General features: G+C 36.1%; 26 protein-coding genes. 13 read left to right on the top strand and 13 right to left on the bottom strand.

Translation table 11 applies throughout. The annotated features are described in order from the left end of the window. Positions 1-523, top strand: a 523-nt coding sequence (locus GXZ72_05220; protein HHT18942.1) for a hypothetical protein, incomplete at its 5' end; no start/stop codon positions are given. A 186-nt stretch (positions 524-709) separates the two neighbouring features. Continuing rightward, positions 710-1,288, top strand: coding sequence for a HEAT repeat domain-containing protein (locus GXZ72_05215; protein ID HHT18941.1), 579 nt, complete (start codon positions 710-712; stop codon positions 1,286-1,288). A gap of 6 nt (positions 1,289-1,294) precedes the next feature. Here GXZ72_05215 and GXZ72_05210 read toward each other — a convergent pair whose 3' ends face one another. Both GXZ72_05210 and GXZ72_05205 read right to left on the bottom strand, forming a co-directional pair. Continuing rightward, positions 1,295-2,131: a carbon-nitrogen hydrolase family protein gene (locus GXZ72_05210; GenBank protein HHT18940.1), complete on the bottom strand. Its 837-nt coding sequence runs from the start codon at positions 2,129-2,131 to the stop codon at positions 1,295-1,297. 362 nt (positions 2,132-2,493) lie between these two features. Further along, positions 2,494-3,090, bottom strand: a complete 597-nt coding sequence (locus tag GXZ72_05205) for a deacylase (protein HHT18939.1) — start codon at positions 3,088-3,090, stop codon at positions 2,494-2,496. Positions 3,091-3,175: 85 nt separating this feature from the next. On the opposite strand from GXZ72_05205, the gene GXZ72_05200 reads away from it, so the two are divergent. The 3 genes from GXZ72_05200 to GXZ72_05190 all read left to right on the top strand — a co-directional run bounded on the left by GXZ72_05200 (position 3,176) and on the right by GXZ72_05190 (position 6,307). Next, complete coding sequence (locus GXZ72_05200) at positions 3,176-3,448, top strand: hypothetical protein (GenBank protein HHT18938.1); 273 nt, start codon at positions 3,176-3,178, stop codon at positions 3,446-3,448. Positions 3,449-3,706: 258 nt separating this feature from the next. Then, positions 3,707-4,114, top strand: a complete 408-nt coding sequence (locus tag GXZ72_05195) for a hypothetical protein (GenBank protein ID HHT18937.1) — start codon at positions 3,707-3,709, stop codon at positions 4,112-4,114. A 231-nt stretch (positions 4,115-4,345) separates the two neighbouring features. After that, a complete protein-coding gene (locus GXZ72_05190) occupies positions 4,346-6,307 on the top strand; it encodes a cell surface protein (protein HHT18936.1) in 1,962 nt (653 codons plus the stop codon). A 67-nt stretch (positions 6,308-6,374) separates the two neighbouring features. Here GXZ72_05190 and GXZ72_05185 read toward each other — a convergent pair whose 3' ends face one another. Continuing rightward, entirely contained in the window at positions 6,375-6,569 is a 195-nt protein-coding gene (locus tag GXZ72_05185) for a hypothetical protein (GenBank protein HHT18935.1), read from the bottom strand. Positions 6,570-7,008: 439 nt separating this feature from the next. Beyond that, entirely contained in the window at positions 7,009-7,854 is an 846-nt protein-coding gene (locus tag GXZ72_05180) for a hypothetical protein (GenBank protein ID HHT18934.1), read from the bottom strand. Between the two features lie 378 nt (positions 7,855-8,232). Here GXZ72_05180 and GXZ72_05175 point away from each other — a divergent pair, with 378 nt between their 5' ends. Further along, positions 8,233-9,108 (top strand): MoxR family ATPase, encoded by an 876-nt coding sequence (locus GXZ72_05175; protein HHT18933.1) that lies wholly within the window; start codon positions 8,233-8,235, stop codon positions 9,106-9,108. Positions 9,109-9,169: 61 nt separating this feature from the next. Then, positions 9,170-10,321, top strand: a complete 1,152-nt coding sequence (locus GXZ72_05170; GenBank protein HHT18932.1) for a VWA domain-containing protein — start codon at positions 9,170-9,172, stop codon at positions 10,319-10,321. Positions 10,322-10,595: 274 nt separating this feature from the next. Here the strand turns inward: GXZ72_05170 and nucS are convergent, their stop codons facing one another. After that, positions 10,596-11,363, bottom strand: a complete 768-nt coding sequence (gene nucS, locus GXZ72_05165) for an endonuclease NucS (GenBank protein HHT18931.1) — start codon at positions 11,361-11,363, stop codon at positions 10,596-10,598. A 292-nt stretch (positions 11,364-11,655) separates the two neighbouring features. Here nucS and GXZ72_05160 point away from each other — a divergent pair, with 292 nt between their 5' ends. Together GXZ72_05160 and GXZ72_05155 are read left to right on the top strand one after the other, a co-directional pair. Continuing rightward, the gene (locus GXZ72_05160) at positions 11,656-13,098 is read left to right on the top strand and encodes a M48 family metalloprotease (protein ID HHT18930.1); all 1,443 of its coding nucleotides are present in this window, start codon (positions 11,656-11,658) and stop codon (positions 13,096-13,098) included. 94 nt (positions 13,099-13,192) lie between these two features. Beyond that, complete coding sequence (locus GXZ72_05155) at positions 13,193-13,459, top strand: hypothetical protein (protein ID HHT18929.1); 267 nt, start codon at positions 13,193-13,195, stop codon at positions 13,457-13,459. Positions 13,460-13,566: 107 nt separating this feature from the next. Here GXZ72_05155 and GXZ72_05150 read toward each other — a convergent pair whose 3' ends face one another. Next, positions 13,567-14,034: a hypothetical protein gene (locus tag GXZ72_05150; protein HHT18928.1), complete on the bottom strand. Its 468-nt coding sequence runs from the start codon at positions 14,032-14,034 to the stop codon at positions 13,567-13,569. Between the two features lie 141 nt (positions 14,035-14,175). Continuing rightward, positions 14,176-15,600 carry an MFS transporter gene (locus tag GXZ72_05145; protein HHT18927.1) on the bottom strand — a complete coding sequence of 475 codons (1,425 nt, stop codon included), beginning with the start codon at positions 15,598-15,600 and terminating at the stop codon, positions 14,176-14,178. A 146-nt stretch (positions 15,601-15,746) separates the two neighbouring features. Here GXZ72_05145 and GXZ72_05140 point away from each other — a divergent pair, with 146 nt between their 5' ends. Together GXZ72_05140 and GXZ72_05135 are read left to right on the top strand one after the other, a co-directional pair. Then, positions 15,747-16,493: a ZIP family metal transporter gene (locus tag GXZ72_05140; GenBank protein ID HHT18926.1), complete on the top strand. Its 747-nt coding sequence runs from the start codon at positions 15,747-15,749 to the stop codon at positions 16,491-16,493. A 118-nt stretch (positions 16,494-16,611) separates the two neighbouring features. Then, positions 16,612-17,070, top strand: a complete 459-nt coding sequence (locus GXZ72_05135) for an HIT family protein (GenBank protein ID HHT18925.1) — start codon at positions 16,612-16,614, stop codon at positions 17,068-17,070. Positions 17,071-17,161: 91 nt separating this feature from the next. Here GXZ72_05135 and GXZ72_05130 read toward each other — a convergent pair whose 3' ends face one another. Both GXZ72_05130 and GXZ72_05125 read right to left on the bottom strand, forming a co-directional pair. Further along, the gene (locus GXZ72_05130) at positions 17,162-17,875 is read right to left on the bottom strand and encodes a HEAT repeat domain-containing protein (GenBank protein ID HHT18924.1); all 714 of its coding nucleotides are present in this window, start codon (positions 17,873-17,875) and stop codon (positions 17,162-17,164) included. A gap of 56 nt (positions 17,876-17,931) precedes the next feature. Next, positions 17,932-18,369: a metal-dependent transcriptional regulator gene (locus GXZ72_05125; GenBank protein HHT18923.1), complete on the bottom strand. Its 438-nt coding sequence runs from the start codon at positions 18,367-18,369 to the stop codon at positions 17,932-17,934. 188 nt (positions 18,370-18,557) lie between these two features. Between GXZ72_05125 and GXZ72_05120 the strand changes: the two genes are divergently transcribed. Next, positions 18,558-19,034, top strand: coding sequence for a hypothetical protein (locus GXZ72_05120; GenBank protein ID HHT18922.1), 477 nt, complete (start codon positions 18,558-18,560; stop codon positions 19,032-19,034). 24 nt (positions 19,035-19,058) lie between these two features. Next, the gene (locus GXZ72_05115) at positions 19,059-20,261 is read left to right on the top strand and encodes a GMC family oxidoreductase (GenBank protein HHT18921.1); all 1,203 of its coding nucleotides are present in this window, start codon (positions 19,059-19,061) and stop codon (positions 20,259-20,261) included. A 367-nt stretch (positions 20,262-20,628) separates the two neighbouring features. On the opposite strand, the gene GXZ72_05110 is transcribed toward GXZ72_05115, so the two are convergent. The 4 genes from GXZ72_05110 to GXZ72_05095 form a co-directional block, all read right to left on the bottom strand. Beyond that, a complete protein-coding gene (locus GXZ72_05110; GenBank protein ID HHT18920.1) occupies positions 20,629-21,207 on the bottom strand; it encodes an acetate uptake transporter in 579 nt (192 codons plus the stop codon). Between the two features lie 83 nt (positions 21,208-21,290). Further along, entirely contained in the window at positions 21,291-23,195 is a 1,905-nt protein-coding gene (gene acs, locus GXZ72_05105; protein HHT18919.1) for an acetate--CoA ligase, read from the bottom strand. A gap of 162 nt (positions 23,196-23,357) precedes the next feature. Continuing rightward, positions 23,358-25,382, bottom strand: a complete 2,025-nt coding sequence (gene feoB / locus GXZ72_05100; protein ID HHT18918.1) for a ferrous iron transport protein B — start codon at positions 25,380-25,382, stop codon at positions 23,358-23,360. Beyond that, on the bottom strand, positions 25,375-26,148 hold the full coding sequence (locus GXZ72_05095) for a metal-dependent transcriptional regulator (protein ID HHT18917.1): 774 nt from the start codon (positions 26,146-26,148) through the stop codon (positions 25,375-25,377). Before GXZ72_05095 ends, feoB begins: the two co-directional genes overlap by 8 nt. Positions 26,149-26,316: the final 168 nt, after the last annotated feature.

Genomic DNA, 26,316 nt, shown 5'->3' with positions numbered 1-26,316 from the left:
CCTAGAAATCGCAGGACAAATACAAAGATACATGGACCGCAACCTACAAGCCCCCAACTACTCAACCAAAACAGGACTAGGAACCTACTGGGGATACCACAACCTAATCTACACCTACAGCAAAATCTTAGACACCTACAGTAAAAATAAACAATTACCTGACTCTGTGGGAGTCAGTAAGTTAATACGTCCTGTTACGGTTAAAGAAGTTATATCAGCAGCAGTGCAAGTTAAAAAAGAGATTAATATTAATCATCATCTGCCTTCTTCAGTATTTATTGGTGGGAAAAACATTAACATGGCTTCTTTCCTAAAACTATTGATTATCAGTGTACTCCAAATTAATAACAATGACCTAAAGACCTTGATTAATGTTCAAATTTTTAATGCTCCTTCTCAATCACAAGATCAGATGAAAACCAGGAGCATGCTTAAAACTGAGTATATTGAAATCGCCAAAAAAGTTGATAGTTACATGAATAGAAATGGTAACGCACCTGGCTATGCAACTGCCCTAAAATAAGACTATAAACAAATCTAAAAATTACCAAAAGATACACATTAAATAGGGGAACAACTCTTATCCTCCATATACTTTTTGGGAAAAAAATTTTATATTGTTTTGAAAATGTTATTTCATGTTTATTAGGTTAGTTAGTTTAATAACTTATAAACATTAAAATATTCCTGAGAACTTGAAAGAGGGATAATTTTGACTGATAATGAAGATTTAGATATTTTAATAGAGAATCTGAAAGATGACGATCCTGATAAAAGAAAAGAAGCTGCTGAAAAGTTAGGTGAAACCGGCACTGAAACTGCTATTGAACCACTTTTAAATGTTTTAAATGATGAAAACCCTCAAGTTAGATTTGCATCGGCAAAAGCCCTGGGCAAAATTGGAGAACCGGCCATTGATCCTCTGGTGCTGATACTAAAAAATGAGGAGGGTAAGATCCGAAGATATGCTACTCTTGCCCTGAAAGATATTAAGAGTGATAAAGTAGTGGGTCAACTGGTTGAAGCTCTTGATGATGGTGATTGGAGTGTTCGTAAGTTTGCATCCAAAGCCTTAGGTGAAATAGGGAACAATAGTGCGGTAGACCCCCTTATTGATACCCTAACTGATGAAGATTGGGGTGTAAGGGTGGCGGCTGTTAAAGCCCTGGGAGATATTGGGGATGAAAAGGGAATCGATCCTATTAAAAAAGCTCGTAGGGCTGCTACTGGTGATAAAGAATTTAAAAAAGCATGCAACAAGGCTTTAAAGAAGATTCAGAAAAAATAATCTGAATCATTTTCCTATTTTTTTATCTAGATGATAAATTTCTTCTCGCCGGTTTTTTAAAAGAGGAAGTTCAACCCTTACTTTTCTAATAAATGAATAATCAATAGTAGCGTATATTATTTCTTCACCAGACCCTGCCTCATTGGTTACTTTCCCCCAAGGATCTGCAACCATTGAATGACCATATGCCACATAGTGTGATTTATCATTTCGTGCTGGTGAAACAGCAGCCACATAAAGCTGGTTATCGACTGCACGAATTTTTATGAGAGGTTTCCAATGAACAGGTCCTGTGGTCATGTTAAATGCTCCTGGAATAATGATTAACTTGGCACCTCGAAGCGCCATTAAACGCAAGAGTTCTGGAAAACGCATATCATAACAGATGCATATCCCGATTTTTCCAAGTTCTGTGTCCACAACAGTGATCTTGTTACCTGCAGTTAGGGTTTGTGACTCTTTGAAGCTGACTGCGTCTGGCACATCAATATCAAATAGATGGATTTTGCGATGCACCCCTATTATCTCACCTTCTGGGTTGAAAAAGAAGCTTGAGTTATAGGTTTTGCCGTTGTGTTTTTCAGGGATAGAACCAGCAACAATATAGGTTTTTTCACTTTTAGCAGCTTGGCTAATTGCCTTAAGAGAGGGGCTGTTTTCTTTTTCTTCAGCATATATTGGGAAAAGTTCAGTTTGATAAGGGCAGTTCCACATCTCTGGTAATATAACTAAATCAGAGTTGGAGGATGCTTCTTTAATCATCTTTAGGGCGTTGGCAATGTTCTTTTTTTTATCATCAACCACTTGCATTTGACACATTGCTAGATTAAAGATATCTTTCATTTAAATAGCCCCTGATAAGATGTTAAAATATAATGAAATATTTGAGTTATTGTTTTAATACATTTAACGCTTTTCAGAGGGTTCTTATGAAATGTTCTTCACGATATATGAAAGAGGTTATTATGATGGATATCTTCATCTTTGAAAGAGGTTATTATGATGGATATCTTCATCTTATAAGCTGTTGAAAACAGGAATAATTGGATGAACCGTTGGTAAAATAGTGGGATAAAAAAATATTGATAAATCTGTTGTTTTCTGGAATTTTAGCTCCAGGATGATGGTTAGAATAAATATTTGATAGATAAATTATAAAAAAGGATGCTTTCCCTTCTATAATTTCTTTTAATTATGTCCATCATTCACTTATTTTTCTTATTGTTTTTACTGTAAACACCTGCGTAGTTTAAAAAGGCTATCATATATTGGTAGGTGAGTTTATCACTACCTGGATGAATTTGATTGTGAGGAGATAATACTTCACAAGTAACTGAAGTGATATTATTACTGTTGCATACTGTAGAAAGAACACCTGAATAATTACCAACTTTGATCAGGGGTGATTTGGTATTATTATAAATATAAAGAGCTAGTTTGAGGCTTTTGGGATTCTTGGGATCGTAGATTATGCAATTTTTCCCTGGAATATCATGGGGCTTGGTGGAATGGCAATCCATAAGTAGTGTGACTTTTTCATTTTTTGCGGTTTGGCTGATTTTGTTAACTGCAGTTCCGGGTATATCAGCCACTCTATTGGGATCCGTGTTATTGTGAATCCTGGTACTGGTTGCTGTATCACGGGGGATTGCGAAGGGAATTATGTAAATTGTACCATTAAATTTTGTACACGTCAAGTGATTTATCAAGTTGGATGCAGCGATTTGTGATGGTAGTTCAGCCCCGTGAACACCAGCAACGATCATGACTCTTGGTTGACTCCCATTGCCCAATCTAATCATTGGGGTTCCATTCTGAGATGCTTGTAATAACTCAGATATTACGGGTGTTTTGTTGATATTATCCATTAAAAGGGTGTTGTTAGTTATGTTTCCACCTGTTGAGTTGTCTATAATGGATATCTTATATTCAAATGAGGCCAATGCAAGAGATTTTTTAAATTGGGGCGTGATTGTAGATTCTGTGTTTCCTGATTTTGTGAAATTTACAAAGAAAAAAATTCCAACAATTAATAGAATCAAGATTATTCCGACCAAAAATCCTCTTTTCATAACTATAATTTTGGGACCAGTCTTTGTTCTTTTTTTAGTACGTAAAGATGGCGGTTTTTTGGTTGAAAAAACAATTCCTCCTACATAATGTAAACCTTTAAACATACACCAGTGTAAATATATGGCACCAAGTATTATAAATTCGATGAACCAACAACCATCAAATTGTCATTTATGTAGTATATTACAATATTAATTCTTACAATATTAATTCAATACTACTACTAATTTGAATGAAAAATTCTATAAATGTATTTCTGTAAAAATCTATTTTTAGGAGAATTGAATTAATAATAACATAAATGATTTTAAATTTAATTGATTACCAGAACAGAAGGGAATTAACATGCTTGAAGATGATCATTTCAACGATTTGAAGAAGTATAATCTGTTTATTAGCCATAATGGTGAAGGAAACGAAGAATATCTTGAATTTATCAGAAGACTTGTGGAAGCACGTGACTTTCAGTGGAAAGATCATGGAATTCCTGGCAAAAACAGTCCTGATGATCTCCGTCAGCAGATGGATAAGGCAGATGTTGTGATCATACTCAGTGGTCTTTATTCCAAACACTATGATTTAATAAAAAATCAGGTGGATTTAGCCTGTCAGTTGAACAAACCAATAATTCTTATACGGCCTTATGGTCTAGAAGAAGTTCCTGCGGAGTTAGAGAAATTGGCAAAAGGTGTAGTTGGATGGAATAAGGTGTGTATTGTAGAACAGATTGAGGAGTCTTTTGTTGATAAATAAATCCATAAATTTTTTTTTCAACACTGATTAGTTTAAACTATTATCATTTTCTCAATTTAGATTTTTTTTAGCCCATATTTTTACATTTTAATTTGTGTAATAACTAATAGAAAGATATATTAGTTTTTTTCTAATATAATAACATATCAGAGTTTTAGATGAATTGGAGGCGAAGGTGACTGTATGGAGAGTAAACTCAAATTATTGTCTTTAAAGATTTTATTGGTAGTTCTGATTTTATTTTTAAATATATGTTGTGTGTCAGCAGCCCAATGGGAAGTTGGAGTTGGACAGACCTATAATAACATTCAAACAGCTATTGATAATGTAAACACAGTTGACGGTGATGTTATCAATGTGCACAGTGGAGTTTATTTTGAAGATGTTACAGTAAATAAAAAACTCACCTTAAAAGCCCACTCTGGCGATAATGTTCATTTACAACCAGTTAATACTGGTTTTACTGTGGTATCCGGAGGTAGTGGAAGCTCCATTGACGGTTTTCACTTAGATAATAGTCCACAGGGAACTGGTATCAATATCAGTGCCAATGGCTGCACAGTTAAAAATAACAATATAAATGGGGGTTCAACTGGAATTAGAGTTTATGGTGCTAACACCACCATATTTAGCAATGCACTCTCCGGACAATCAAAAATAGGCATTATGGCAAATCTCACCGGAGGTTTCTTTGACATCTCTAAAAATAGCGTCACCAATATTAAAGGCTTGGGAACATTGAATGGTATCCTGATAAGTACTAATGGCAGCGTAACTAACGTTAATATCATTAAAAACACTTTTTCACAAATTAACGCATTGGGAATAAACAGTAGTGTCTTTGTAATTCAATTGGGAAAAAGTAAAGGTGCTGATGGTAATCCAGAAGTGGCTGATATCGCTAATTTAAAGGTTACTAAAAATTTAATTATTGATATCAATGCTGCTAGCGCTATTATGGGAATGGAAATAGTTACAAGTAGTGTAGATGCCCTAATTTCAGAAAATAAAATTTCTAATCTTATAGGAACTCTTGGCAGTTCGGTTTATGCGCTTGAAGCAGCAATAGTAGGTAATGGAATTGTTTTGGTTTCAAAAAATAATATATCGGGGATAAGTGCCAGTGAACAAGCTGTGGGAATTGTAACTGTTGCTTTAGGTGATTTAGTATTGATGGATAACCAAGTTTCAAATATTAACAAGGCTAATGCTAGTGCAGGAATCATAGGCCTTGGATTGCTTAATAATGCAAAACTGAAAAATAACATTGTCTTTGATATCACTTCCCCCAGTATAGCTGCTGGAATTGTAGGCACAGCAATGTCACATCTAGATGTTTTATTTAATGATGTGAAGAGAGTGGTTGGAGCTAATGATGTGTCACTGGTTACTGCTGGTTTTAACACCACAACTGTTCAGGGAAACAACATAGAAGGTGATGGATCTGGAATAGGCATTGTGATATGCTCCCCTAATGGAATGATTAATTATAATCGGATTGTAAATTATGATTTTTACATTCAAAACTTCCTATTCTCCTCCTTCGGACCAACTATAGATGAAATGCTCAAACCCATTGATGATGCCATTAAAAAGAACCCCGAATTGGAGCCAATTTTAAAACCCATCAGGGATGAACTAGATAAGCTTTTTCATGAACTCGAAAATAGCAAAACCACTGCAAGCTTCAACTGGTATGGGAATAATAACCCTGATTCTGGCAAATTTTTCATTGGAAATGGAACCCTAATTTATTCCCCGTGGCTTATTTTAACCATTAAAGCAATCCCCTCCACTATATATCAGGGTCAACATTCAATGATCACTGCCGATGTTTACACTGATGTAGCTGGTGGTTATCATCGAGCGGATGCAGATATGTACTTTAGTGGATCCTCGGTTACATTCACCACTAATTTAGGTAGTGTGGGAAGTAAAACTGTCCTTGTCCCATGGCTTAAAGGCCTTGCTAAAGCAATTTTAAGAGCGGATGAAGGCCCTGGCATTGCAACCATTACCGCATCAGATTATGAAACTGTTAAATGTTTTGTAACCATCCTTGGAGCGTCAGTCACCCCCACTTCACTTTATACAGTGCCAATGCAAGAAACTGGAACACCATTAGAAGGATTAGCACTAGCCCTTTTAATCTTATTTAACGGATTCATCTGCACTATAAAAAATAATAAATAAGGGAATGGTGGGCATCCCCCCCCCTTTTTTTGGTCAATGCAGCTTTTTGACTGTCCACTCTTATTGCCTATTTTTTCCTGATAGGTGTGTTAATAAGTACTGCGCAGTTTTTACACTGTTTAGTGGCAATAAAATCGTTTGATGATTTGTGGCTTATATCAGTTGAACCACAATTGGGGCAAGATCTTTCAGAATGCTTGTCATTAACAATAACGACTGGACCGGTAATTGAACAATTTAAAACCAAAAATTTTCCAATCATTTTTACATCCTCCGGTTAATGAAAATATTTTTACTTATTAACAAAAATTATTCTATTTTCACATCCATTTAAACGTTATAGTGAAAACAAGAACAATAAAGAAAAATGTTGGATAATCATTAAAAAAATCATGATTATTCATCAGGCTAAACTTATTATAATGAATTAAACAAGTGTTATTTTTTGTGAAAAATGTGAATTTACTAGTGAAAACAAAAATTCGGCCTAATTGTCATTTTTTTGGAATTGGATTTAAAAAAAAACCATTAAAGTTTTAATAATTTACTAATTTAATAATTTGAAGGCCAATTTAATAAATTCGAGAATCATCAAGATTAAAATAAAAAATAAAAACATTACAAACAATTGTGTAATTTTATCCAGTTTCTTTAAAATTAGTGTCGCCTCCAAAGTCGATCTTCATAATAAACATGTTATTTTAAATTTCCAGGAAACAATTTGAAATAAGTTTTTTACTCTCATCATAGGCTTGAGTGTAAGTAGCCCACTCTGGCATTTCATATACCAATGTAGGAATCCCTAACTTTGCCAAAGGGTAAGAAACCGTGAAAGTGGATGATCCGTGTTCAGAATAAGCAGTGGCCCGGTAGTATATGAATTCTGGTATATTTTTTTCTATTTTCTCAGCCAATGCAACAGAAGGAGTGTCCATTTTTGGAGTAGCAATAAAATATCCTTTACCGTAACCTGGAGCATGGTCATGGCATATTATTACCGCGTCAATATTGGATTTTTTGATATCCGGAATTATGTAGGTTGCTACCAATCCTTCCCCATTAGTACGGCCAACATGAAAATTGTTGGGATTGTTGGTAACGTTAACTCGGTAGTGGATGATTTCGTTATTGGCAGATAAACTGTATTGATGGATTACATCATTCACAGTTTGTATTGAAAGTTTTTCACGGGGATGCATTCCAGTGATAATGGCAATAGTTTTCTTAGCTGATGAAGAAGTATCAGAAGCTGCGAAAACTTCTTTACTAACTGATCCACGATAATCTGAGGCTAATTTTAAGGGTGATCCAGAATCTCCACCAAAATCTGGCATGGTAAATGAAATAAATGCTATAACCACTATCACTGCAGTGAAGAAAAAAGAAACCCAGGCGAATCCTTTTTTACTGCGACGTTTAGGAGTTTGATCAATAGAGTAGGAATAGACCAAATCCCCTCCACATCTACAAGTATCAAAGTCATCAGGGGATTCATCTTCTTCCAGCTTGTAGTAGCCACCACATCTTTGACAAATCAAGTAAGGCATAATAATCAATATATTCTAGGATGAAAGAGTTATTTAAGCTTTTTCCCCATTTGATGATTTAAATCAAGAAAAGAAGGTGTTGAATTTCCATAACAAATTTCCCAGACAGTAATATGAGTTAAATTATTATTTTTTAATTTTATTACAAGTAAATATTATTACTTATATTTATTTTTAAGATTTCAATAATTGTGTTATTTCTAACTTTTATTTCCATTCTTGTGAATTCATGGATGAAACTTTATCCATATAATACAGTATACGAACAGTTCTGGATACAATTTTTAAAGCATTACCACGAAATATATTACTAGAAATAGGTTATGTTAAAGATTAGTACTGGAGTGTTTAACTATCAACCCTAATAAATCGGAGTCTATTAAAAAAGAACACATCGATAAAGAAGAACTAGAACAAGCCTTAATTGAAGCAAATTACATCCCAGATGATAATATATTAATAACCCTTTTTTTATCACTTCAACTGGGAAAACCCATCTTGGTTGAGGGACCACCTGGAACAGGGAAAACAGAACTATCTAAATCTGTTTCCCGAGCGTTGAAGAGGGATTTTTTCCGTGTGCAATGCTATGAAGGAATTACCTTCGAGCAAATGGTGGGTGAATGGAATTACCAGAAACAATTATTGCATTTGGAGATGTCCCGCCTCAAAGAAACAAAAATAGCTAATAACACTGATACTGATGTTTTCAGTGAAAAATTTTTTATAAAAAGACCATTACTCCAAGCGTTCATTAACCCTTCCCCAGCAGTAATGCTTATTGATGAACTTGACAAGGCGGATGAAGAAGTGGAAAGCTTCCTTCTCCAAGCGTTAGGAGAAAAAGAAATAACTGTCAATGACCTTGGAACTTTCAAGCTAAAAAATGACTTACTAGTAGTTTTAACCTCAAATTCTCAGAGGATGCTCCTTGATGAAACTAGAGATCGGTGTCTTTTCCTTTATATTGATTATCCAACACTTGAAAGAGAAATTGAAATTGTGAAATCACTGCTTCCTGAGGCACCTCATCTCTTAGTTGAGAAGGTGGTGGGATTTATACAGAAAATCAGAAAACTTGATCTTCTAAAAAAACCATCTATCAGGGCAACGGTTGACTGGATTAGAACTCTTATAGCCACTGGAGATATGGAAGCTAGCGATGAATCGCTTAAAAGAACAGTTCAAGTGGTCTTAAAGTCTGAAGAAGATCGTAACAAAGTCCAATCCACAATATTCAAATCATCCAAATAAAGATCCAAGTTGTAATTTCACAATAATCATTTATGGGTCATTAAACATGTATGGGAAAAATATGGACAAAATAGTCAACTTTTCCGGTTTATTACGCAAAAATGGGATCCCTGTAAGCATTAGAAGCACTTGCACCAGCCAACAAGTTCTAGAATTAATTGGTGAGAAGGATCCTCACTTTAAGGATGCTCTGGCTTCGGTGTATATCAAAGAAAACAAAGATAGAAACACCTTTAATCGTCTTTATGATGAATTTTTTCAGGACCATCCTGATAATGATGGAAATGAAACTGACAACGAGGAATCCTCAAAAACGTCAACCAAGAGTGTTTGGTCTGCAAAAAGCCAAAAAAAATGGAAAATTTCCTTCCAAGAAGATGAATCTGACTATAAAGCACACGAAATCAAGTCAGATGAGATCAACTACCATCCACCCCTTGACGATTATAGTAAAACTCCAAATGAGGCTGAACTTCTCTCCAGAGATATTAATACCTTAAATTCCTTCGAACCAGAACTTTTCCTATTATGCCAGAAGATGGGTAAAAAGATTGCCATGGTGCGCAGCAGACGCCAGAGACAGGCTCGCATCATGCGCCCTGATATACGCAGAACCATACGTAAGAATCTTCAATACGGTGGTGCTCTGATTGACTTGGTTAAAAGCAAACCAAAGATTAAAAAGAATCATCACTTTTTTTTAAACGATGTCAGTGGTTCCTGTGACTGGATCAGTAACTGGTTTTTCTGCTTGGTATACGCAGCTCAAAATTCTTTCAGAAGAGTGAGAGTTTTCGATTATGATAATAAATCAGTTGAAACAACTGTGGCTATGGATGAACCCAATATGATGGATGCTTTCATCAAAGTAAGAGATATAAGGCAGAAGAATTTGATGATCCATGGTACCAGTAACATGTACCAAGCTTTTGAATCCTTTTTAGATAAGGTACAGCTTAACCACCGAACCACTCTAATGATACTTTCGGATTGTCGGGATTGGGCTGGTCCTAAAGATGATGGGAAGCCCCGGAGTGCTGAGTTAATTGAAAACATGGCCATTAAATGCCGTAAGGTTATGATTTTCAATCCAGAGGATGAGAAAAAATGGGATGTTGTGGATAGTTGTGTTTCAGATTACCGGGATGCTGGGGCAGAGGTCCATGAAGTGAAAAATCTCAACCAATTGGCCATTATGGTGAGGGATATTTAATCATGTACAGACTCGACCCACCCCCTCCTTATTGTGGTGATAACAACTGCAAAAATACTATGCCTTAATTAAATTACCATGTCCTGCAATATTTCAACGAAGTTTTGAAGGTGCTAGTTGTTTCTGTGTGGGTTTCTTTGAAGTAAGTTAAACTAGTGTAGTGCTAATCCATGCTGAAATAATCCCTGACCAAATATTATACTATCACATTCACCAATTTTTTTTTTGAGAATAATTAATTGTTTTTTTTTTGGTTTTATTGTTATCCAAATATTCATGAACTACTGTGGCCTAGAAAGTTTTCCAGTGTGACAATTTTCTGATTTCCTAATTCCCTGGGAGGTTCAAGAGCCTTAAACTCCATTCCCTGTTCTTCCAATAACTCCATTGCATCATCAGTGATTGAAGGTGCAATTAATAATCCCCTTACCTTTTCTTTGTGGTCACAGAAACAGTCTACATAGCGTCTTAACTGTTTAACAGCGTTAGTACCTGCTTTTCTGCTTTTTAACTCTAAAATTGTGATATTTCCATCTAGGTCTTTGCCTAATATATCAATGAATCCTTGAGGTGTATGGTATTCCCTTGATGTTGGTCTGAACCCTTTTTCAATAACCTCCGGATCCTTGAATATGAGATCTCCCATATCTGCCTCATAACCTGCCAGTTGGAGACTTTCTGAATCTTCTCCTATGAAATAAGAAATCATATGAGTTTGTAGTATTTCCACTTCCAATGATTCAGAGGGGGTTCTCCTTACTCCTCTTACTTTAACCATTCCTTGATGAATTCTAGCAGTGACCTTAGTCTTAGGTGGTTGCCAGTTTACTGGTTCCAGGTTGCGATCCTGGTGGATGATAAAAGATCCATCAGATTTTATTATGATAACTCTATCTCCTAATTCCAGACGACTGGTTGCTCTACCATCATAATAAACCCGACAAGACGCCAGAATTGTTATAAAAGCCCTTTTTGATAATCCTTCCGTTAAAATTTCCAATACCCGTTCGGTATCTGGATTTTTTTCTTCAACTAATTTCATAATATGAATTTCAGAGATAACAATAAAAATAATTGACGATTATCATAATTTAAGAACTATATTTAATAATAAACATATGATGGAGGGTGTTTTTACAATTTAGCAGACAGTCCACCTAAAATTTTTTATTTACAAATAGATATTTGCAGAAAAATAATATCAAAAGGCCATAGGAGGATTTAAAGATATAAAATTCTGTTTTTTCTTTGTGGATTAATTTCATTAATTATGGTTTACAAAATATATGTTGAGAACGTTTATTTTTTTCATTATGCCAATATTGGGGAATAAAATGTTACCAAAATATTACACCATAACCACTGAGCTTTCAGATATACATTTGGAGGAAGCTTTAAATTTTATTGAAGAATATTTCCTTAAGCCTCAAGGAAAATACTATCATAATACTAAAAAGACCTTTAAAAATAGTGTGGCACATCTTAATTTCACAGCAATAAATGAAACAGAGAAATGGGAAGTTTTGGTGGAAGTTCAAGCAACAAACCCCTTCAAAGTGAAGATGACACCTGTTAATTGTCCCCATAATATCAATATCACCAAAAAGATGGACTTAATTAAAGAAAAACTCCTCATTACTGTACAATTTTACGAAGACACAATACGCCAAGCCACACTTTACTTTGCTTGGGTTGAAGGGGAAAAAATCATCCCAGAATCACCTCCAACTCGTAGGAAAAAATTTTCATTTCGTATTTTTGGAAGTAACATGATCTTGATCTACATCCTATTTTTCGCGGTTAACATTACACTATTTCTTTCATTAGGAATTGTAATGGGTATTATTGGGATATTAACCATTCAATTAGTTATTATGCTCTTTTCAGACCAGATTTTGTTAGGTACTAGTGATTGGAAGATCACCCCTGAAAACCCCCGGGTTCATATCTTGGAGTACCAACTCCCATTGGAAGAATTTCTTAAATTTCAGGAAAAATTTGGTAAAGATATGATCATTAAGATGAAAGAAAAAATTTACAAAAAAAGCCTTGCTGTGGGCCGGGAACCTACTTGTGAGCTAGGTGAAGATGTTTTCGCAGAATATGGTTTCAAATGCAATGCAAAAATTCGTGTTTCCAAAGTTGTTGATGTTTACAGCATAGTTAAGGAAGCTTCTAACAAATTCAATATTAAGATGCCTAAAGTTGCATTAAGTAATACAATGATTGCCAATGCCGCTGCAACTGGTCCCAGCCCCAACAGGGGTTTGGTGCTTATCACCACCGGGCTTTTAGTTCAGTTGGAAGAAAATGAAATATTGTCAGTTATTGGTCATGAAATGGGCCACTTATCAGGAAGAGATCCTTTCATACTTTTCAGCATCATTTCATTGGAATTCATACTCCGATTTACCATCCTATATCCGATTGTAGTCTTATCTCCTTTGGTATATCTGATTTTGGTAATGGGGCTTATATTTTTCATAGCCAAATTCTTTGAAACCAGGGCAGATCTTCTATCGGCCATGAAAATTGGCGAACCCCATGTTCTGGCCGAGGCACTGCGAAAAATTGGTTATAACCGCCTCCTGGCTGAAAGGATTGCACCAACCCGCTTCCCTAAGTGGATAAATTTCGATCCTCACCCTCCAATATACTTCCGAATCGATCGTCTGGAAAAAATGAAAACTCCCATAAAAGTAAAAAATCCCCTCTTAAGATCAGTTAAAGATGTTTTTCAAGGGTTTAAACGTTCACTAAAAATTAATAAGCCTTAAAAATTCGGTTGAAACAAAATTTGATGATTAAATTGTTGAAACCAAAAATGTCAGTGAAAGCAAGTATTTTTTGGATTGTTATGGAGAAGTTAAGATGCAAATAAATGTTGATTTAGTAAAAGAAATAAATAATGGATGGGAAGTACGCCTTATTGTTAAATTATCTTTGGAAGAACGTTCTAGGCTAAATCAGAACTTAATAAATAATTTTGAAGATTATGACGTTAATTTTGACGGTTCTAACATTTATTTCAACGTTTTTGTAAATACAGAAGAACCGTGGGAAGATGAATCAATAGAAGAACTAATTAATGCTATCAAAATCGAAGCTGAATACCATACTCAATCATTTTTAGAATAAAAACTATTTTTTTTTACAAATATGTATCCATCAAATTTTATGCTGTATTATGTTTATTTTAATCGATTTTAATAGGGATTTTTAGAAAATTAAATAGGGAGTGGAGGTCATTGCCTAGTGATGTTTACAATGAGTTTAAGAACTTCAACTAGACTGGTTATTACTAATACGACCATCGCTCCGAGAAGAATCATTTTAACGATGATGACGTAGGCTGTTTGGCTAAAAATGAATGGAAATATGGTATATAAGGAGTAACAGACATAAAAAGACAGTGCATTTAAAACTATCTGTGTAATGCTGCGGAACCATCCTGGATGATAAGCTAAGAAAATGATATTAACAATAATTGTTGCACCTATTGAAATGTTGAAAATCCATAAAACATCTTGGAAAGAAGATGCGATGAAGCTGATATTCCAAGATAACAAGTTATTTACAATGTAGAGTAGGATTATACTAACGATTATATCCCCTATAAATTCAGATTTCTTGGCCTTTTTTTCTTCAAAAATTTTTTTCAAAAATTTTTTAATCTTCTCCTGATTAACACTGCATCCATTATTTTCAGTCATATTCTCCACCACAATCTTAATCTAAGTTATATAATGTCATTTATTAATTTTGGTTGTATATTCCATTTTTGATTTATTTTTTTATGTATTAAAAACGAGTATAATAGAACTCCGGCCAATTTAGGATTCGATACCATTTTTTTATTTTTTTAATAAAGATTGTGCTTGAAATTTCATTTTTTCTCGAACTATCAGTGAAACCACCACTCCAATAGCACAAGTTGCTGCGAATATTAAAAATGAAAATTGCAATCCTTCCATAAAAACAGGATAAACAGGAGGTAATAATTGAACTGTACCCATATACCTAGTTAATATTGAAAGTAGAACGCCTAAACTAACTGTTTGACCTATAAAAACCATGGTAGACATAGTTGCTGAACCAACACCATAATATTTGCTGGATATGGACTGGAGGAAATTTCGATTGGTAGGGGCGGTGAATAAGCCCATACCACTACCAACCATTAATAAACCAATGGCTAGTTGAATTAAAGATGATTTCTCACCTAAAAATGAAAGTGTGAAAAGACCAGCAGTGGATATGATGGCTCCAATAATATTCACTGCTTTATTATTATTGACATCCACCATACGCCCCACCAATGGTGATAAAACAGCCACTGCTAGTGGTTGTACTGCTAAAATAAGTGCGGTAGTCAGGGGATTCAGTCCCCTTAGTTCTTGTAAGTAGAGGCTGATTAAAGTCCACATGGCGGAAGTGGAAACTGTGACCAGGAAAAGGGCCACCCCAGAAAAACTGGTTATCCTGTTTTTAAATATATTCAAAGGAATTATTGGATTTGAAGAACGTTTTTCAATGATTAAAAAGAGTATGATGCTGGCAAACCCTAGGATGAGAAATGCTTTCCCTAAAACCTCATTCATGGTTGAAATACCATACATTAAAACTGAAAGGGAAAATATATAAATCAGTGAGCCTAACCGGTCGAATTTTTCCCCATCAGCACTTTTCCATTCCCCTCGAAACTTAGTCAGGATTAATGATAACAAGAAAAGGCCAATAGGAACATTGGCCAAGAATATGCTCATCCAACCCAAATTATGTGCCAAGAAGCCCCCTAGAAGAGGGCCTAAAAACAATCCAATATAAACTGCGGTAAGGTAAATTCCTAGAACTTCGCCTCTATGTTTTTTGGGGAAAATGGAAATAAGAAGAGCAACTCCAGTGGCAAAAATCATTGCACAACCCACTCCTTGCAAGAAGCTGAAAAAAATAAGCATCAACCCCGTACTAGAAAAAACAGCTAAAAATGATGCAAGGGTGTAGATGGTTATTCCAAAGGTGAAAACTTTCTTGCGACCGTGAATATCTGCCAATCTACCGAAGGGTAAGACCAGTGCAGCGTTAGCAAGTGTGAATGCTGTGGGAATCCATCCCAGTACTAAAATATCAACAGCAAGATCGTTCTGGATAAGTGGAAGAGCAATGCTAAGGGATGATCCCATGAAAGGAATTAAAAATGAACTGACAGCCACTAAAAACAGACTCAATTTTTGGAGTGATCTAGTTGATGCTGCTGTTTTGACTGTTCCAGTTACCATATTATTCTCCCATCTAATGCTATCCGATGCCTTCACTTAGATATAATTATTTGTTCCAGAAATATAGTATTTGCTGGGAATGAACCAATATTGTTGTTGGTACAATAATACTATACAAGGCAAAATTAAAAAGTTCAAGTGATCTTATGTTTTCGGGTATGTTAATGGCTGCTATATGGGGATGTGTTGCTGGTTCTGCCCTGCTTTTGGGAGCCTTATTAGGCTATTTTATCAAGTTGCCTCAACGCTTGGTAGCCTCAATTATGGCCTTTGGAGCTGGTGTTCTCATGTCTGCTGTGTCTTTCGAACTTTTAGACGATGCTTATACTCTCGGTGGACCAATACATTTAGTGACTGGATTCTTTTTAGGTGCCACTATTTTCACAATTGCCAACATCTACTTGGCACGTAAAGGTGCCAAACACCGTAAAAGATCTGATAAACCTGAAGATGATAATGAAAATAGTAATGCAGTGGCCATAGCTGTTGGTTCAGTTATTGATGGTGTTCCCGAGTCCATAGCTATAGGTTTAACCATGATCAGTGGGGGAATGGTCAGTATAGCGACAGTAATAGCTATATTCCTTTCTAACATACCTGAAGGACTTTCCAGTACAAAGGGAATGAAAAAAACTGGATGGAAACCTATTAAAATCTTTTCGTTATGGTTTTCTATAGTGGTTATAACATCTTTATCTTCACTGGTGGGTTTTTCTGTTTTCAGTCATTTACCAGTGGAATTAACAGCAATAACCTTAGCCGTGGCTGCAGGGGGAATCCTGGCCATGTTAGTGGATACCATGATTCCTGAAGCATTCTCAAAAACCCATAACTTGGCGGGAATGGTTACGGTCATTGGCTTTGCCATCTCTTTCATACTTTCCAAATTATAGGAAATTCAAAAATACGGAATTAAATGAAATAAATGTAGAATGGTACGTTTTTTAAACAAAACTTTGACCATTATTCCAGTAACATCCATTTTACTAATGATTCATGGGAGAAATGATTATGACTATTGAATGTCCTTACTGTGAAAAATTAGAAGATTATAACTTCGGAGACCCAATCTTCCAGACTGAACACTGGATAGTGTATCTGGCCCCCAATCAGAGCAATTTGGCAACATGTGTGGTTGCGTTAAATCGGGACAAAAAGACTTTGTCCGGTCTTAAAGATTCTGAATGGCAAGATTTCATACAACTTCTTGAGCGGATGGAAAAAGCAGTGACAACAGCATTTGATGCTACATTATTTAACTGGGGTTGCCTCATGAATACATTTTACTTGGAAGATACTTTGGATCCTCACTTGCATTGGCATTTTATTCCCAGATACAATCATCCAGTGAAATTTGCTGGTCACACTTTTGAGGATCCTCATTTTGGTTACATGCGCCCCCGTCCACCTAAAAATATATCTGAAGATGTGCGAAATAAAATTGCTGAAAAAATTAGAGAATTTCTTTGAACACATCATGATTAATAATAAAGATAATAGGGAAATTTAAGATTAAACCGCCATCATAATCATTTAAGAAGAGTATAAAAAAATCTAGATCTTATTCCTTTTTTAAACGTTCATTAAGCTCTTGTAAGGCCTCTTCTACTTGCAAGCGAACGTACCATTTTTCATCATCCATAGCTGCTAGGAGAGGCTTAATAGCCCTTTTATCACCAATTTTACCCAGCGCCCCTGCAGCATGCCTTCTAACGCTAACATTATCATCTTGTAATGCCTCAATAAGAGCAGGAACTGCCTTTTCATCGCCAATCATCCCTAGTGCTTCTTCAGCAGCGCTTCGGAAACTGAAGTCTTCATCATTGAGTGATTCCAGTAATTGATCAACTGCTCGATTATCCCCTAAATTGCCAAGTGCAATTGCTACATTGTTTCTAATTTTTTTATCCTTTAATGAATTTAAAAGAGGTAGTAACGCAGTTTCATCACCAATTTCACCCAGTGCCTCGGCAGCATGTTGACGTACATACCATTTTTCATCATGAAGTGTCTTTAGAAGGAATGGTGTAGCCTCAACTGTCCCGATTTTTCCAAGAGAAGTAGCAGAGTTCCATCGAACATCAGGATCTCCATCTTCCAATGCATCAGTTAAGGCTTGACATACCTTTTTTTCCTTGAATCTTCCCAATGCCCTGGCTGCTAAGGCCCGATTTTTCTTATTGCCTTTTTTCAGGGTCTTGATCAGTCCATCAATATCATGTTCAAGTGCGAGTTTATCTACGTCTGGGTTAAAACTTCTATCAAAAATACGCATATACCCCCCTCCACCATTTTTTTTAGCCTACTAAATCAAACAAACCCCATATTTTCTCATTTTTTGGAATATTCTCGATATTGTTCTATGAAATCATAAGCATCGGTATGGGCATCAGTGAATTCAATGAATTTTTTAAACTTATTCAGAGTGGAAACATCCATGACATGTTCCATGGAACAAGCATCCTTTTCAGCAACTTCCTCATCCACTCCCAACAGCATCAGAAAATCTTTAAGAAGTTGATGTCTGCCACTGATAATCTCTCCAATCCTAAATCCCTCATCTTTTAATTTTATGGTACCGTAACGTTCATACGAAACCATGTTCATCTGGGATAGTTTTTTAACTGCTTCAACAACACTGGGCGGTTTGATTCCCAAGTTTTGGGCCACATCTTTCACCCGGATGGTGCCCTTTTCTTGCTCCAGTGAATACATTGTTTCCAAGTAATCTTCCACACTACGAGTGATTTTTGGTGAATTAACAGTCATCATATTATTTCTGGTTTTTTTATTCTATTAAATTTTGTCTTTACAACTAAAATGATAAATCACATTATAATTAATAGTTACAAATGGGATCTATGGAAAATCCTTATAAAGTCTAATATAAATAGAAAACATAAGATTAGTGATTATTGGATAAAATATTGAAAAGTTTCTAGTGAGGAATGTGTTAGATGCCTAACTTTGATGTTGAGCTAGCTGTTTTTTGCAGCATAATTCTTGGTCTCATCTTAGCATTTCTAAATTTTGGAGGAATATTTGCCCTAGTTTTAGTTGGCTTTGTGGCGACATATCTAACCAATGATGAAGATGCAAATTATAAGGTAGGAACAATGGCTGCAGCTGCACTGTACCTCATTTATTTTGTAATATCCATATTCACAACTCCTAATATCCCATACCAACTTCCCAGTCCATTAGTAATCGGTTTAGGCTATGCTATTGAAGGTTTATTCACCCTCATCTTGGGTTTTTTTTTAGGTTTGATGATTTATGGATTGATGGGTGCCATTGGGGGATATTTAGCAGATAAACTTTTTAAACTGCAAGACAAGCCAAAACGACCAAAATCTCGCAAACGCCGTGAAAAAATTGTTAAACGAAAAACCAAACCCCAAAGAAGAACACTTCATAGAAGAAACCTTCAATGAGGGTTAGGTAATGGCTTGAGAAAAATGAAAAATGTGATTGTGGCAGGTTCAGGTGCTGGAGGAGCAACTGTTGCCAGAGAACTTGCATTTAGTGGAATTAATGTAACATTACTGGAAAAAGGAAGTTCTATTCTAACAGAAAATGCTCATCAGTGTTACGACAACGTTGATGCAGGTGTTGAACTCCTGAAAACTACTTGCTTAGGGGGCACTACACTGGTGACTGCAGGTAATGCTGTGAGAACTTGTCAGGATGAGTTGAGATCATTAGGTATTGACTTGGAAAATGAATTTCAGGAACTTGAAAATGAATTAAATGTTGGGCCCCTTCCTGACTCACATTTTGGTGAAGGTACATTAAAAATTATGGATGCTGCCTCTACAATTGGTTTATCCATGGACAAAATGCCTAAATTTATCAACTCACACAAATGCATCCCCTGTGGTAAATGTACTTTTGGATGTCCTAGAAATGCCAAGTGGAGTTCACTTAACTATTTAAATGAGGCTAAAAATTTCGGAGCAGAGATAATAGAAAATTCACCAGTTACCAAAATTGTGACAACTGATGGGGAGATTAGTGGTGTGATAAGCCATGACCAAAAATATATGGCAGATATAGTGATACTGTGTGCTGGTGCTATTGAAACACCACGATTACTCCGTACTGCTGGTTTAGTGGCAGGTGAGCAACTTTTTGTTGATACTTTTGTCACTGTATGTGGAATTCTTCAGGATATCAACTTTCACAAAGAAGTAGCCATGAATGCATTGTATAAAGGGGATGGATTTATATTATCCCCGCACTATTCTGGTTTAATCAATTCTCGGATGAGAAAAAGTGGTTTCCATGAAAAGGACATTCTGGGTCTGATGGTGAAGATTAAAGATGAAACATCAGGTTGTGTTAAAGACAAAAAGGTAATAAAAAATAACACACCTCGTGATATGGGCCTAATTGCGGAAGGATCATCCCTTGCTGGGACCATACTAACCGAAGCCGGAGTTGATCCTAGTAGTCTAGTTTCCACCCCATCTAGGGGTGCTCATCCAGGGGGAACTGCTGCTATTGGTGAAGTTGTAGATGATAACTTGGAAACAGAAATTGATGGTCTTTTTGTTTGTGATGCTAGTGTTCTTCCAAGTGCACCTGGTGCTCCTCCAGTTTTAACTATCTTATCTTTGGCAAAGAGACTTGGAAAATATATAAGCACTAATTTTTCATAAAATATTTCCTCAAATAAAATATTTGGCTGTTTCACCTACTTATTAAATTAAAATGAAATGGACAGTAGCTATAAAATGTTTGCTTGTTAAAATTGAAATTAGAAGAGAAAGAAGTGCAGAATATGAAAAAACCATTTAAAAGGGAGTTCTTGGGTTTTTAATAGATGTTTAATTTACTATCTTTCTTTTGTTACATTAATATAACATGACTATTTGATGAGTATCATCTACGATTATTGGATTATAACAATTGAAAAAAAAGAAAAATAGACTTCCCCCAACATTTGCCAGGAGAAGGATATTATTATTTAAATAGCCTTTTGGGAGGCGGTGCGCTATTTAAATAAATTTGATAACTGATTTCTATTTAGGTGGGTAACACATCCTTGCCATAGGTTTCGTTGAGGACCTGAGCCAGTCCAACATAAACTGCAGCAAATCCAGTGAATATTCCTTCATAACCTGCAATCAAAGCTATGGTGGCATTGCCAGTTACATCACCTATTGCCAAGAGGAAGAATAAAATTGCAAGTGCTCCAAAGATTACTTGCAGTCCCCGGCTGAGTTTTAGTGTTCCAATGAACATTACCAGAGTAAACAATCCCCACATAGTAAGATATGATGCGACTGCCAGATTATCAGGGGCAGCAGCTAAGTTCATTTTGGGAAGTACCAAGAGGAGTACAAAACTCCACCAGAACAGCCCGTATGATCCAAAGGCCACAGTTCCGAAAGTGTTACCTTTTTTATATTCCATGGCACAAGCCATAATCTGAGCAATACCCCCATAGGCTATTCCCATTGCCAGTATCATACTATTCATTGGGAAAAGCCCAGCATTATGTATGTTTAACAACACGGTAGTTAAACCAAACCCTAATAGTCCAAGAGGTGCTGGGTTAGCTGTTAAATCCTCTATTGTGACTAATTTTTTATTTTCTTCCATAATATCATACCCCAAAGGGTTTTATTTACCTCAACTTTACTATATCACTCCTATTTATTCATATTCTAATGGTAGTGTTTTAATTATTCTTCCAGAGTGGATGTGTCACCCAGATCCTCACCCATCTCCTGGGCTCGGAGTATCCTTCTCATGATCTTACCACTCCTAGTTTTAGGGAGTTTATCAACTTGTACTATTTCCCCCAAGACTGCTACTGGTCCCAGTTCATAACGTACATGTTTTTTAAGATCCTCAATGAGTTGGGTCTTGAGTTCATATCCTTCTTTGACGATAATGAAGGCCTTTATGACTTCACCTTTAATTGGATCAGATTTCCCAATTACTGCTGCTTCAGCCACAGCTGGGTGCCCTACAAAGGCAGATTCAACTTCTGCAGAGCCTATACGGTGTCCGGCAATCTTTAAGACATCGTCACTTCGACCCTGTATCCAGAAATATCCGTCTTCATCTTGACGAACCATGTCTCCTGCTTTGTAGATGCAACCAGGGAATTCATTCCAATATGCATCTTTATAGCGTTGTTCGTCTTTGTATAATGTACGGAACATGCCAGGCCATGGTTTTTTGATTACTAAGTATCCTCCTTTGCCTTCAGGTACTGGGTTTCCGTCTTCATCAACCACATCAGCTTCAATTCCAGGGAGTGCTCGGGTTGCAGATCCTGGTTTTAAAGGTGCTACCGGTAGTGGTGATATTAAGTGCATGCCAGTTTCAGTTTGCCACCAAGTATCCATTATCGGGCATCTTTCTTTGCCAACATTTTTGTAATACCACATCCAAGCTTCGGGGTTAATTGGTTCTCCAACTGTTCCCAGGATTCGGAGCGAGTCCAGATTATAAAGGTTTGTGTATCGTGTTCCGAATCGCATGAGGTGACGGATGGCTGTAGGTGCTGTGTAAAATTTGGTAACCCCATATTTTTCTACAATCTTCCACCAGACACCTGGATCAGGATAGTCTGGTGCTCCTTCATAGACTACAGTGGTGGTTCCCAATAAGAGTGGCCCATACAGAACATAACTGTGTCCTGTTATCCAACCTATGTCACCAGTACACCACCAGAGATCATCACTGTGAATGTCAAATACATCTCGGAGGGTGGTAGCCGCACCCACCATGTAACCTGCAGTGGTGTGCATGACTCCTTTGGGTTTTCCCGTACTTCCTGAAGTGTATAGTAGGAATAAAGGATCTTCTGCATCCATTTGTTCAGGTTCACAATATGATGGTTCACCATCCAAAAGTCTATCATAGAATATTTCCCTACCAGATAATTCAGAAATTTCAATTGGTGTTCCAGTGTGATTCACCACAATTATTGTTTCAACAGTAGGACACTGTAATATGGCTTCATCTGCGATTGGTTTTAAATCGATGATTTTACCTCTTCGATAAGTTCCATCAGCAGTGAAGAGTACTTTAGCTTTAGCATCATTGATACGTTCCACAAAGGCCCCTACACTAAGTCCAGAATATATAACACTGTGCACAGCACCGATCTTAATACAAGCTAGTAGAGCTATTAAAAGTTCTGGGCACATTGGCATGTATGTAGAGACAGTGTCTCCTTTTTTAACCCCTAAATTTTTAAGGGCGTTAGCCAGTTTGTTCACTTGGACAAATAGTTCATAATATGTTATTTTTTCCTCTTCCCCTCTTTCATTGATGTAGAGAATTGCTACTTGATTTCTTTTTTCGGTTTTTATCCAACGATCTACAGCATTGTAGGTAAGATTAATCTTCCCCCCTACGAACCATTTGTAAAATGGCTTGTTGGATTCATCTACTACTTGGTCCCATTTTTTGAACCATTCAAACTGTTCTGCTTTCTCAGCCCAGTATTTTTCCACATTTTTGCCCTTTTCGATTTCAGCTTCCCAATCTTTAACATTGGCTCTTTTTTTAATTTCTTCACTTGGTTCGAAAATCCGTCTTTCGTCAAGAAGGACTGTGGTATCACGTACCATTCTTCTCCCGCCTTTTTTAACTATCTAAATTGGTTTTTAATTGTGATGATTACTAAGTACTTCTTAGTATATATATATTACTATTATTAATCATTATAAATTATGATTAATCATTATAAATAGTTTGGTCAATTAAGTAATAATAAAAAAATTAAATTGGATTTATAAGAAAAACCATAATATTTGAGCCACGATCCCCCCAACCAGAAAGGCTGTGAACAAGTTGGCTATAGAAATCACACTGGCTGCCTTTAATCCAAATTCCCTTATTAATATACTAAGAGTAGATAAGCAAGGCAGATACAACATGCCCACCAATGCCAAAACAATAAACTGTGCTGAATTTAGTGCCAAGGAAAGATCAGTACCCACAAAAGATACCAAAGTAACTAAAACAAATTCTTTACGTACAATTCCCACTATAAGTAGCACCCCTGCAAATAGGGGAAGTTTTAACCAACCAACAGTTAAAGGAGCCATGAAATTACTGAGTGGTTCTAATAATCCTAACACGTAAAAAAACTGGATCAAAGCACTTCCTGCAATAAAAACAGGGAAGACCATGTAAGCTAATGATTTAGTGCGGTTCCAAGTGTCTTTAAGAATTACAGAAGATGAAGGAATCCTTAAAGAGTGCATTTCCATAATCAGGCCAGGAGCCTCACCAGGCATGGTCTTAAGAGCAATCTTACCCATTATAAAAATTATTATTAAATCCAAGACATAAAGTGCCAGCGCCCACCAAATACTGACGAACACTGCTACTAAACTCAATATAATTATGGTTCGAGCAGCACATGGAGCAAATGTTATGGCAAAAGCAGCTAATAATCTTTCTCTTTTAGTTTCAAGAATTCTTGTACTGTCAATAGCAGGAACACTACAACCATACCCTAATATAAGGGGAATCAGTGCTTTACCATGCAAACCTATCTTTTGCATAAAACTATCCATCATAAAAGCCACTCTGGTTAAAAGACCGGAGTTTTGGATGTATGCTAATAATATGTAGAATGGAATAACAAATGGAACTATTAAAGTTAAACCAGCAACTAAACCCCCAAAGGCACCATTCCACAATACAGCAGTCACTGGACCTGATAATACAGGATCAACTGGTTGGAAAAAATTCATTGCATTGGTAATTAAATCTGAGATGAAATTTCCTAGAACAAAAGTCCACACTAACAATCCAACTATAACCAAGGCAGAAGTAAAATAGCCATAGATAGGGTGGATGAGAATTTTATCTAATCTTTCCGAAGGAGTCATTTTAAACTTCTTCTGCTTTTGAGCACCAGCTGCGATTTTACTGGCCAATGCATATCTTTCTGAGGCTATTATTGCAAAGGACGGTTCATCATGAATTTTTTCCAATTCATGGGCTAGATGATTGGCATACTGTATAGCTCGGACAGACTCAGATTGTACCATTGAATTGATTTCAGGATCATTTTCCAGGAGTTTAATAGCCACCCATCTAGCGGAATAACCAATATCTATCTTTTCAGATTCAAGAAAAGTTGAAAGGTTTCCAATTGTTTTTTCAACTTCACCCCCATACTCTAAATAAAAATCACGCTTTTTTTGTGTTTTGGCAACTTCAATTGCCTTTCGCACGAGTTTATGTAACCCTTTTCCTGTGACTGCAACAGTAGGAACCACTGGAACACCCAGTGCTTTTTCTAACTTATTGGCGTAAATATGGAAACCTTTCTGTTGGGCAATGTCCATCTGATTAAGGCACACCACCATTGGTACATCCATTTCCATTAACTGTAATGTAAAAAAAAGATTTCTCTCCAGTACTGAGGCATCCAGAACATTAATAACTACATCTGGTTGATCATGAGCTATATATTCTCTAGATACGATTTCTTCCATGGAAAAGGTTGAAAAAGAGTATATTCCGGGCAGATCAATAACGTGGATTTTCTGGCCATGATGATAAAGATTTCCTTCAGCTCGTTTAACCGTTTTTCCAGGCCAATTACCGATTACCTGATCAGAACCAGTTATATGGTTAAAAATAACACTTTTTCCCACGTTTGCATTGCCTGCTAGTGCTATAGTAATATCACAAGTTTCAGAAGAAATTGTCTCATCACATTCTTTCTGAGATGGTATTTTTTCTGAAAGGCTTTTTTCATATTCTTCTTTTTCAATACAAGTTGGAAACCTAACCATATGATAGAACTCCCGTATTTTCAGGGGTATCATCCCTCATGATCTCTACAAACACATTTTTTGCGATGTCTCTTCCTAATGCAAGATTGGATCCACGAACCAGGAGTTTTACCGGCCCATTAAATGGTGCCAGTTCAAGTACACTTATCTGTACTCCAATGGTGATTCCCATGTCCATTAATCGGCGAATAACTTTATAATCCCCTCTAATGAAAGAAACTTTCCCTTTTTCATTTCGTTTCATGTCAATAATAGATACTAAATTCTTATCACGTTTACCAACCTCGTTAACTTCTTCTTGTCTTCTTTTTAGACATTCCTCACAAGATTCGAACTTAAAGTCACAGACTGGTATCAGTTCCTGGTCATCAGGACATTCATCTGGTTGTTCCAGAAGTTGGCATATTGCCCTTTCTGCGTCATCAGAAAGTGCATGTTCCATTTCACAAGCTTGATCATGGACATTTTCCTTTTTTATGTGAAGTACATCATGAAGAAACCTTTCCAGAAGACGATGCTTCCTGGTGATATTCGAAGCAATTGAATAACCTTCTTCAGTGAGAGTGACTCCTTTATAGGGAGAATATTCGAGATAACCTTTGCTTTCAAGTTTTTTTATCATTTGTGTTGCGCTTGCAGGGGTTACGCCTAGTTTTTTAGCTATTTTTGTTGTTTTCACTGGTCGCTCTTTCAGTGATAGTTTGTATAGAACTTCAAGGTATTCTTCTGCGTTTTCGCTTAATGATGTTTCATTTTTAGATGACATTTAGGTTCACCTAAAACTATGTTAATATTATTGGTATTTAAAAGTTAGGCTCCCTGAGATTATATTACCAGATTAGAAAAGAAAATAAGAAGGATTTGAATAAATATTCATAATTAATTGATTATTCGCTTAATTGAATAATTATTTGCAAAATAGAATAATTTCTAT

This window comes from Methanobacterium sp. (assembly GCA_012838205.1).
Classification (GTDB): Archaea; Methanobacteriota; Methanobacteria; order Methanobacteriales; family Methanobacteriaceae; genus Methanobacterium.
Note: the sequence above shows the minus strand (reverse complement) of the source record. Positions and strands in the feature narration are given on the sequence as shown.

What these genes read in the sequence shown, in the direction of transcription:
- GXZ72_05150 (HHT18928.1), bottom strand. Translation starts at nt 14,034, where the DNA reads ATGACTGAAAATAATGGATGCAGTGTTAATCAGGAGAAGATTAAAAAA.
- GXZ72_05135 (HHT18925.1), top strand. Translation starts at nt 16,612, where the DNA reads ATGACTATTGAATGTCCTTACTGTGAAAAATTAGAAGATTATAACTTC.
- GXZ72_05120 (HHT18922.1), top strand. Translation starts at nt 18,558, where the DNA reads ATGCCTAACTTTGATGTTGAGCTAGCTGTTTTTTGCAGCATAATTCTT.
- GXZ72_05140 (HHT18926.1), top strand. Translation starts at nt 15,747, where the DNA reads ATGTTTTCGGGTATGTTAATGGCTGCTATATGGGGATGTGTTGCTGGT.
- GXZ72_05115 (HHT18921.1), top strand. Translation starts at nt 19,059, where the DNA reads ATGAAAAATGTGATTGTGGCAGGTTCAGGTGCTGGAGGAGCAACTGTT.
- acs (HHT18919.1), bottom strand. Translation starts at nt 23,195, where the DNA reads ATGGTACGTGATACCACAGTCCTTCTTGACGAAAGACGGATTTTCGAA.
- GXZ72_05160 (HHT18930.1), top strand. Translation starts at nt 11,656, where the DNA reads ATGTTACCAAAATATTACACCATAACCACTGAGCTTTCAGATATACAT.
- GXZ72_05095 (HHT18917.1), bottom strand. Translation starts at nt 26,148, where the DNA reads ATGTCATCTAAAAATGAAACATCATTAAGCGAAAACGCAGAAGAATAC.
- GXZ72_05125 (HHT18923.1), bottom strand. Translation starts at nt 18,369, where the DNA reads ATGACTGTTAATTCACCAAAAATCACTCGTAGTGTGGAAGATTACTTG.
- GXZ72_05210 (HHT18940.1), bottom strand. Translation starts at nt 2,131, where the DNA reads ATGAAAGATATCTTTAATCTAGCAATGTGTCAAATGCAAGTGGTTGAT.
- GXZ72_05185 (HHT18935.1), bottom strand. Translation starts at nt 6,569, where the DNA reads ATGATTGGAAAATTTTTGGTTTTAAATTGTTCAATTACCGGTCCAGTC.
- GXZ72_05180 (HHT18934.1), bottom strand. Translation starts at nt 7,854, where the DNA reads ATGCCTTACTTGATTTGTCAAAGATGTGGTGGCTACTACAAGCTGGAA.
- GXZ72_05130 (HHT18924.1), bottom strand. Translation starts at nt 17,875, where the DNA reads ATGCGTATTTTTGATAGAAGTTTTAACCCAGACGTAGATAAACTCGCA.
- GXZ72_05145 (HHT18927.1), bottom strand. Translation starts at nt 15,600, where the DNA reads ATGGTAACTGGAACAGTCAAAACAGCAGCATCAACTAGATCACTCCAA.
- GXZ72_05195 (HHT18937.1), top strand. Translation starts at nt 3,707, where the DNA reads ATGCTTGAAGATGATCATTTCAACGATTTGAAGAAGTATAATCTGTTT.
- nucS (HHT18931.1), bottom strand. Translation starts at nt 11,363, where the DNA reads ATGAAATTAGTTGAAGAAAAAAATCCAGATACCGAACGGGTATTGGAA.
- feoB (HHT18918.1), bottom strand. Translation starts at nt 25,382, where the DNA reads ATGGTTAGGTTTCCAACTTGTATTGAAAAAGAAGAATATGAAAAAAGC.
- GXZ72_05155 (HHT18929.1), top strand. Translation starts at nt 13,193, where the DNA reads ATGCAAATAAATGTTGATTTAGTAAAAGAAATAAATAATGGATGGGAA.
- GXZ72_05110 (HHT18920.1), bottom strand. Translation starts at nt 21,207, where the DNA reads ATGGAAGAAAATAAAAAATTAGTCACAATAGAGGATTTAACAGCTAAC.
- GXZ72_05170 (HHT18932.1), top strand. Translation starts at nt 9,170, where the DNA reads ATGGACAAAATAGTCAACTTTTCCGGTTTATTACGCAAAAATGGGATC.
- GXZ72_05205 (HHT18939.1), bottom strand. Translation starts at nt 3,090, where the DNA reads ATGATTAGATTGGGCAATGGGAGTCAACCAAGAGTCATGATCGTTGCT.
- GXZ72_05200 (HHT18938.1), top strand. Translation starts at nt 3,176, where the DNA reads ATGTTTCCACCTGTTGAGTTGTCTATAATGGATATCTTATATTCAAAT.